Origin of the sequence: Collinsella aerofaciens, assembly GCF_018785265.1 — a bacterium.
GTDB classification, from domain to species: Bacteria; Actinomycetota; Coriobacteriia; order Coriobacteriales; family Coriobacteriaceae; genus Collinsella; species Collinsella aerofaciens_AI.
This window is the reverse complement of the sequence record NZ_WQPK01000060.1, coordinates 1-748: the sequence shown is the minus strand read 5'-3', so window position 1 is coordinate 748 and position 748 is coordinate 1. Positions and strand designations below refer to the sequence as shown.

Genomic DNA, 748 nt, shown 5'->3' with positions numbered 1-748 from the left:
ATCAGAACCACCCTTAAAAAGGGTGGTTTGCTCTTAGGGTATAACCCACGGGCCCCGGGCTCGCGTCTAAAGGCGCGGGCCCGGACTTCGTCCAGGCCTAGTGCATCTTGACCCGTGGCGCGCCGGTCGAACCGGCAGCATCACCCCCTCTTGAAGGGGTCCTCGTACTCCCTCACGCTCAGCTTGTCCAGCGCGATGTCGTGGGACTCCTGCTCCCTGATGTACTTGGCGATCGTCGCCTCGTTCAGGCCGACGGTGGACACGTAGTAGCCCTCCGCCCAGAACTTCCTGTTGCCGAACTTGTACTTGAGGTTGGCGTGCCTGTCGAATATCATCAGCGAGCTCTTCCCCTTCAGGTAGCCCATGACGCTCGCGACGCTGTACTTCGGCGGAATCGCCAGCAGCACGTGCACGTGGTCGGGCATCAGGTGCCCCTCGATTATCTCGATCCCCTTGTACTCGCACAGCTTCCTGAGGATCTCCCCTATGTCGCTCCTGATTTGGTTGTAGATCACTTTGCGCCTATACTTCGGCGTGAACACGATGTGGTACTTGCACATCCACTTCGTGTGGGAAAGGCTGTAGGCCTTCTGGGCCATGGCGACCACCCCTTCGACTCGAATTCTTGACGGCCTGAACAATCGTCAATATCGGTCGGAGGGGTGGCTTTGTAAAGCCGTTTGTCTCCACCCGCGTAGCGGGTGGTTTAAAGCTGGCCGCTGCGCGGCCAGCAGACTAAAGTCTTGAA

Annotated in this window: 1 protein-coding gene; it reads right to left on the bottom strand. The window is 58.7% G+C overall.

Features of this window, described 5'->3' with window-relative positions; translation table 11 throughout:
* Positions 1-140: 140 nt before the first annotated feature.
* A complete protein-coding gene (tnpA, locus tag GPK42_RS09900; protein WP_215694974.1) occupies positions 141-599 on the bottom strand; it encodes an IS200/IS605 family transposase in 459 nt (152 codons plus the stop codon).
* Positions 600-748: the final 149 nt, after the last annotated feature.

Bases quoted from the DNA above. Each gene is read 5' to 3' on its own strand.
- tnpA (WP_215694974.1), bottom strand. From the start codon at position 599: ATGGCCCAGAAGGCCTACAGCCTTTCCCACACGAAGTGGATGTGCAAG.